At 57.2% G+C, this 7,541-nt stretch carries 5 protein-coding genes; 1 reads left to right on the top strand and 4 read right to left on the bottom strand.

Translation table 11 applies throughout. The features are described 5' to 3' along the window. Positions 1-48: 48 nt before the first annotated feature. On the bottom strand, positions 49-2,412 hold the full coding sequence (locus ACOTZF_RS20800) for a TIM-barrel domain-containing protein (RefSeq protein WP_129318194.1): 2,364 nt from the start codon (positions 2,410-2,412) through the stop codon (positions 49-51). Between the two features lie 17 nt (positions 2,413-2,429). Further along, a complete protein-coding gene (locus ACOTZF_RS20805) occupies positions 2,430-3,731 on the bottom strand; it encodes an MFS transporter (protein ID WP_023621974.1) in 1,302 nt (433 codons plus the stop codon). Between the two features lie 286 nt (positions 3,732-4,017). Between ACOTZF_RS20805 and ACOTZF_RS20810 the strand changes: the two genes are divergently transcribed. After that, positions 4,018-5,091 carry a LacI family DNA-binding transcriptional regulator gene (locus tag ACOTZF_RS20810; RefSeq protein ID WP_129251489.1) on the top strand — a complete coding sequence of 358 codons (1,074 nt, stop codon included), beginning with the start codon at positions 4,018-4,020 and terminating at the stop codon, positions 5,089-5,091. Here the strand turns inward: ACOTZF_RS20810 and ACOTZF_RS20815 are convergent. Beyond that, a complete protein-coding gene (locus ACOTZF_RS20815; RefSeq protein ID WP_029882865.1) occupies positions 5,088-6,344 on the bottom strand; it encodes a DUF1479 domain-containing protein in 1,257 nt (418 codons plus the stop codon). The genes ACOTZF_RS20810 and ACOTZF_RS20815 overlap by 4 nt on opposite strands. A gap of 151 nt (positions 6,345-6,495) precedes the next feature. Further along, positions 6,496-7,311 (bottom strand): Cof-type HAD-IIB family hydrolase, encoded by an 816-nt coding sequence (locus ACOTZF_RS20820; RefSeq protein ID WP_029882866.1) that lies wholly within the window; start codon positions 7,309-7,311, stop codon positions 6,496-6,498. Between the last annotated feature and the right edge of the window lie 230 nt (positions 7,312-7,541).

A 7,541-nucleotide genomic window follows, 5' to 3' on the forward strand; every position in this document is an offset into this window, starting at 1 on the left:
GTTCCCTCTCCCCGTGGGAGAGGGTTAGGGTGAGGGCATCAGGCCGCACTACATCACCCACTCACTCCCTTCAATCCCATTCACAAGCAGCCTGCGTTTTTCCCCCGCCGGTAATGACACCTTCAGTGCTTTCCACGCCGGACGATAATCTCCGCGCGCAGTGATCTTCAAATTGATGGTTGCCCCATCGCACACCATTTCCCACTCTACCCACAGCGCATTGCCGTTCTGATAGCCCCAGCTTTCACCGTCATCTTCAAACAGCAGACCGGTGCTGGTGCCCACGCCTTTGACCGGGAACAGCTTCAGCTCGCGGGTGTCGTCTTTTTCCGCGCTGACGTGAGTGATGCGTTCGCTGAGCGGCAGACCGGCACCGGCGCGCACCAGCAGCGGCAGTTTTTCCAGCGGTGCATCCAGAGCGATCCACTGCCCGCCCGCGTACCACGCGTGGGTGTAAAAATCGTACCAGCCGGTTTCGTTATCCGGCAGCCAGAGACGGCGCTCTCGCTGTCCGGCCTCCACCACGCTTGCCACCAGCAGGTCCCGGCCCAGCAGGAACTCGTCGCACTCTTCAAAGGTCTGCGCATCGTGTTCGTGGTCGAGGAAGGTTGGGCGCAGCATCGGTTCGTCATCGGCATGCGCCTGCCAGAGCAGGGTGTAGAGATACGGCAGCAGACGATAGCGCAGCTCAATGGCACCGCGAATAGCGGGGGTGACGCCCGGATACATCCACGGCTCGTTCACCGTGTGGTCATCGTTCCACGAGTGAATGGTAAAGCGCGGGTGCATCACGCCGTTCTGCACCCAGCGGACAAACAGCTCGGCGTCGGGTTTGTCGCCAGAAAAACCGCCCACGTCATGACCAACGTTAAACAGCCCGGACAGGCTCATACCCAGCCCCATGCGGATGTTATAGCGCAGGGTTTCCCAGTTGGTGCGGTTATCGCCGCTCCAGGTCTGAACGTAACGTTGCATCCCGGCGCAGCCGGAACGGGAGATCAGATACGGGCGCTTTTCCGGGGCAAACCGCTGCTGCGCTTCCAGCGAGGCGCGCATCATCAGCAGCGGCATCACCGGGCGGATGTGTTTGATGGCGATCTCCTTGCCAAAACCATGGCAGCGCGCTTCGCCGTCCCACACTTCGTATTCGTTGTTATCGTTCCAGGTGGAGTCGATCCCCATCTCCAGCAGCTGCGTGGTGACTCCTTCCTGCCACCATTTCACCGTCTGCGGGTTGGTAAAGTCGAGGTGGGAACCTTCGTCATCCCAGAAGCTGGAGCGTTCTGGTGCGTCGGTTTCTGAATTACGAATGAACAGGCCGTTTTCCGCCACTTCGCTATAGCGCGGGTGGTCCTGCAGCAGGCACGGCTTGATATTTGCCGCCAGCCGCAGCCCCGCGTCGTGGAATGCCTGGGTCATCACCTTCGGTTGCGGCACTTTGTCGTAGTTCCAGTTAAAGACATAGCGCTTGCCGTTGATCGAGGTATAACCCGATGAGAGCTGGAACGAGTCGCACGGGATCGCATGCTCTTCGCACAGGCGAATAAAGTTCATCAGTTGGTTTTGTGCGTCCGGCGCGTCGGTGTAGTGCATGGTCGACCCGCTGTAGCCCAGGCTCCATTTCGGCCCGAACAGCGTTTTCCCGGTCAGGCGCACAAAGGCTTTGGTGACATCCAGCACCCGTTTGCCGGTAAAGAGGTAGTAATCGATATCACCCGCTTCCGCCTGCCAGCGACGGTAGGCGGTGTGGTAGTTATCAATCTCGTTGCCCAGATCCAGCCAGCAGCTGCTCAGGTTGTCGTAGAACAGGCCGTAACTCACGTCATCGCGGCGGGTAAGGGTAAACGGGATGTGTTTGTACAGCGGGTCGGTGCTGGCCGCGTTGTAGCCCATGGCGTCGAGGTTGCGCATCTCGAAGCGCTTACCGTTGCGCTGCAGGTCGCCCGCTTTCTCACCCAGGCCGTAAAAACGCTCGTCCTTGCGACGGCTCAGGTAGTGTGCCACCCCGTCGCCGTGAGCGTTCAGCAGATAGGCGCTGGTCGGACGGTCATTGACCAGCGGCTGCCACTCACCAGCGTCATTGCGATAATGCCACTCCAGCCACAGCGGCTGATGAACGGTCACACGCAGCTGTTCGGTAGCAATTGTCAGCCCCTCATCCTGCTGGCTTAGCGTCCAGGCAGGGCAGGTGAAGCCGCTCAGATCGTCGCGACGACGGCCTTCCCACGGCACATCTTCTTCCGGAGCGATGCTCCAGGTGCGGTCCAGCGCCAGTTCACCTTTACGTTTGATCAGTACGCGGAACAGGTTCTCTTCCAGCACATACAGGCACAGGCGGTGCTGGTTATCCACCAGCAGTTCCAGATGGTTGGCCGACTGCTTATCGACGGTCCAGTTTTTCAGGGTTTTCATATGCAATACATCCACTATCAGGCGCGCTTGGCGCGACGTTCAGCAATAAATGCCACCAGGAAAACAGCGCCAATCAGGTCAAAGAAACCCATGGCAATAAAGAGCGGGTTGAAGCCGATTTTGTCGGCGGTCACACCAATCAACAGCGAGAACAAGAAGCTGGCGATCCACGCCGCCGAGCCGCGCATACCGTTAACGGTCGCCATCTGGCCTTTATCGAACGACTCCACCACCAGGGCGCTGAGCATGCAGGAGATGATCTGATGCCCGAAACCGCCGATGGAGATCAGCACGATGGTGATGTACGGGTCGCGGGTAATGGCGACGACGGCCAGAGAGATCATCAGGAACGCGCCGGTGACGGAGCTTGCCACCACGGAGTTGACGCGGGAGCAGCCAAACAGGCGGGTATACAGACGGGTGAGGTAACCGCTTGCCACGCTGCCGAGATCGGCGGCCAGGAACGGCAGCCAGGCAAACATCGCGATCTGCTTCAGATCCATGCCGTGCTCTTTGGCGAGATACAGCGGCACCCAGAAACTCAGCACTGCCCAGGCCGGTTCCGCCATAAAGGCCGGGATGGCGATACCGTAAAAGCGTTTGTTTTTTGAGACGGTTTTCAGTGCGGTCAGGAAGGGCAGTTTTACCGCAGGCGGTTCGTTATCCTGCTTGATAAACGCCAGCTCGTCTTTGCTCAGGTTCGGGTGCTGCTCCGGATTGTGGTAGAACGCCCACCACAGGATCACCCACAGCAGCGCCAGCACGCCGGTGAACATAAACGCGCCCTGCCAGCCAAACGAGGCGTGCGCGAAGTAGATGATAGGCGGAGCCAGCATTGCTCCAATGGAGAAGCCCACACCAGCCCAGCCGGCTGCCACAGGACGTTCCGATTTCGGGAACCATTCACCAATGGTTTTGGCGTTTGCGGGCGTGGCGGCGGCTTCAGAAGCCCCCATAAAGAAGCGCAGGATGGCAAGGTGCAGCCAGCTCCCGGCACCCGCGTGGAAAATACACATCAGCGCCCAGATCCCGGCGCAAATCATAAAGCCAATCTTCAGGCCGATCACGTCGATCAGCCAGCCGCACAGAGGCTGGAAAATGGTGTAGGCGATCTGGAATGCCCCGACGATCCAGGAGTACTGCTCGGTGGTGATCCCGAGGCTCTCTTTCAGTTCCGGGGCGAGGATGCCGAGTGAGTTTCGGGTGATGTAGTTAACGGTGACGCCAAGTAAGAACAGCACCAGCACATACCAGCGCAGGTTTTTAATGACGCGACGGGTTTTGCTTGCCGCAACGGTGTTATTAATGTCCTGACTCATTTTACTCTCCACAAGACGGACGGTAAGGGGACGGAGGTTCAGGTGTCACACAGGTTTATGACGTTGATTGTTATCTGTTTTACCGCTTCAAGTTGCTATACAACTAGTATGGAAGTTGTGTGACAAGTTCACCTTAAGGGAGAAAATGAGAGGGCAATAGTGGATTTTGTGCAAAATTTCTCATAACTGAGCGACATCATTTGGCATCATGGCTTTGACATCAGCTATTGCCTGATATCCACGCTATGAAAATTTTGTCATTTCGCAAATGGAGCCAGATCACAAAATGGACAAAAGGCTAAAAATCACCGAAATCGCTGCCCGGACTCAGCTCTCCATCAGCACCGTTTCGCGGGTCCTTGCCGGGAAGGCGAATACCAGTGAAAAAGCACGTGCGAAGGTGCTGGCATGCGCGCGCGAGCTGGGGGTGCTGGACGGAATGGCTGCGGGCCGTTTGCTGCTCAACAGTCTCGTTGTCTTCGCCCCACAGCGCGCCTTTGACGAGCGGTCTGACATCTTTTACTACCGTGTGATCCAGAGCGTAAGCAAAGGCCTGGCCTCGTACGATGTTCGCCTGCGTTACTGCGCGCTGGAGGAGAACGACAGCGACGCCCAGCAGTTTCTGGCGCGAATGAACGAGCCGGACACCCAGGCCGCCATCCTCCTCGGGATTGACGATCCGCATATCCACGACCTGGCAGTGGATGTCGGTAAACCCTGCATGCTGATTAACTGCCGCGACCGGCATATGCGCCTGCCTGCCGTCGCGCCGGACCATCGGTCCATTGGCGAGCGGGCGGCGGACTATCTGTTTGAAATGGGACACCGTGAGGTGATGAATGTGTTGTGCCTGCGGCGTTACACCATGGAGCTGCGCCTTGCGGGGATCCGCGATGCATGGCAGTCACACAACCTGAAGTTCAACGATAAACGCGATTTGCTGGTGGCGCCGAGCTTCAGCGCTCGCGAAACAGAGCAACTGGTCACCGACTGGCTGAGCCATATGCAGGGGAAAGACTTGCCGACTGCGTTTCTGGTGGGGGGTGACTTTATGGCGGCGGGCACCATCAGCGCCCTGCAAAAACAGGGGTTACGCGTGCCGCAGGATATTTCGGTGATGAGCATTGACGGCTTCAATCTGGCGGCCATTCAGGATGTACCGTTAACCGCGGTATATGTCCCGCGTGATGAGCTGGGCACCGAAGCGGTACATATGCTCCAGCAGCGGCTGATGCGCCCGGAGGCGCCATCAGGCACGCTATTGCTTAACGGCACCCTGACCGTACGGGAATCGGTTCGGCGGATACGTCAGGGGAAACGACGCACCGCCGTTGAGCGGGAAGGGCTGTACGACAGTTAAGCCATGCCCAGCGCACGCTTGCCGTGGATATTGAGATCGGCCACGGTAAAGCGATCCTGCCAGGTTTTTTCATAATCTTCGCGCGGGAAATCACCCGGTGATGCCCCGGTTTCCAGCGCCGCTTTCACCTTCTTCGCGTAGGCGAGGTTCTTCTCGCACATCGGCGCGGCAGGAATGTACATCACGTTGCCCCAGCCCTGTTGATCCTCAACCGGCGCGACGGAGTGGATCACATCGCAGTGCCACCACACCGAATCGCCCGCCTCCAGTGCCGGAATGCTGGTGAGCGCTTCGATAAGCAGCGGGTGCCATTTCTCTGACACCGGCAGAACGCGCCCCGGCGCGACGCCGCACAGTTCGTCCTCCGGCACGTCATCCAGCAGCGGACGCAGCAGAATATAAGCCATCGCTTCCGGGATTGGCACCACGTGCAGCAGCCCCTGGCCCGGAATCATGTCCGACAGCGCCGTCCAGCCCTGGAAGGTGCGGAACACCGAACATTTGGTGGTGTTATCCACGGTGTACTCTTCCACTTCAGTACGGTGCGCAGCATTCCACGGATCGTATTTCTCTACGTTGCCATCAAAGACGCGGGCGAAAACCTGCTGATAGGCGGGCAGCAGCCAGCGCTCCAGCGCACCGGAATCGGTATGCGCGCCCAGCCCTTTCGAGGTGGTACCCGGTGGACGACGGCGGATGCGATCCGGGTAAATCACGCTGACGTCCGGGTCGAACCACTGTTTGCCGTTGCTCTCGAATGTCCACAGACGGTTCAGAAACGACTGCACCTGCGCCATCTCTTCACTCTGGCGCGCCTGCATTTGCGCCTGTGACCAGTAGATAGGGTAAATCTCCGGGCGAGACGCCGTTAAGGTACCAAAGAAGTTATCGCCGGGCCCTTTATAGACTTCATCAAACTGGTTGAGATCGAGGTAGTCGAGCATCGACTGATCCCATGCCAGCGCCTGCTCGCGCGGGAAATGACCTTTTATTACCGCGCAACCCCGGCGTTTTATCGCCTCGCGCTGCGCGGATGTGATGGTGCCATTTTTCACATCCGCAAACGGGATCACCGGCCAGACGGGCTCGCCTTTGTTTTTCAGGGCGTTAATTTCCGCCACGCGGGTCGCGATGGTATCGCTGAGCTTATCGAACACCGCCTGCACATCGCCGATTTGCGCCCGTAGCTCGCGCTTCATCTCACGGATTGCGGCTTTGTGATCCGCCGGCAAAGTTTCACTGGTAAACGTCATAACTGCCTCGCATCTTTCATTCGAAAGTGAAAATGTCTACAAGTGATACTTTAAGTTAAAAATTGGTTAATGCAAGTTTAAAAAGTTGACGGGTAGCACAGGATGGAAAAAGAGTAAGGGGTGCCGGAGCGCGGCTCCGGCAGGAAGGGAATCAGGCGTCGAACGGGGAGTGGTGATCCAGCACCGCCTGAATAACGTTCAGCGCGCCCTGGTGGTTGTTGTCGTCGGTGCTGTAGCGGCTTACGTCTCTGATGCTTTCGGCCGCGTTGCCCATTGCAAAGGAGTATTTCACCAGCTTCAGCATCTCCGCGTCGTTGCCGCTGTCGCCAATACCCACGCACTCCTGCGGGGAGACTTTCCAGCGTTTCAGCAGACGGCTGATGCCATTGGCTTTGTGCAGGCCGGGGATAATCAAATCGACAAAACCAAAGCCGCTGGTGACCGGCTTCATAATGCCGTCCAGGGAGACATGCAGTTTATCGACCAGATTCGGGATATCGCTGTCCGGCAGGTTCAGGGAGAACTTGAACAGCACGTCGTTAATGTCGCGGTAGTCGCTGATACGCTTTAAGCGGTGATAGTGCTTTGACATCAGCGCCACGAACGCCTCCGGGGCCTGGTCGCTGACGTAAGCGCTGTCGAGACCGCAGGCCACAAAGTTCAGCCCTTTGTCTTTCAGCAGTTCGCCAATAACGATTTGCGACTCATGACGCGTCAGCTCGCCGTGGAAAATTTGTTCACCGTGATCGAAGACCAGCGCACCGTTTTCCGCCACGAAGGAGATCTGATCTTTCAGTTCCGGGAAGAAGGAGATGAGCTGGTAATACTGGTTACCGCTGGCGACAACAAATTCAATATTACGGGCTTTAAGCTGCTCAAACTGTGCCTGAAAGCGGTCACGATCGTACTGCTTGGCATCATCAAGGAAAGTTCCGTCCATATCGGTGACGATAACTTTAACGGTCATACTGTGCTCCTGGGTCACTGCGTTTTGAAACATTCTAATAACAAGGTGACGGAGAGCACAAATTTAATTTCATTCGAAAGTAAAAGCAAAACGGCAACCGACGTTGCCGTTTTTAGTCTTTTCTCCCTCTCCCGATGGGCTGAGGGATCCCCAGTAATATGGTCATGCCACCATGACCATATTACTGTACTCTTTTCCCAGCTTTTTCATCTCGTTAACTATATTCAGCC

It is taken from the genome of Enterobacter cloacae complex sp. SHL021 (assembly GCF_049237765.1).
Taxonomy (GTDB): domain Bacteria; phylum Pseudomonadota; class Gammaproteobacteria; order Enterobacterales; family Enterobacteriaceae; genus Enterobacter; species Enterobacter cloacae.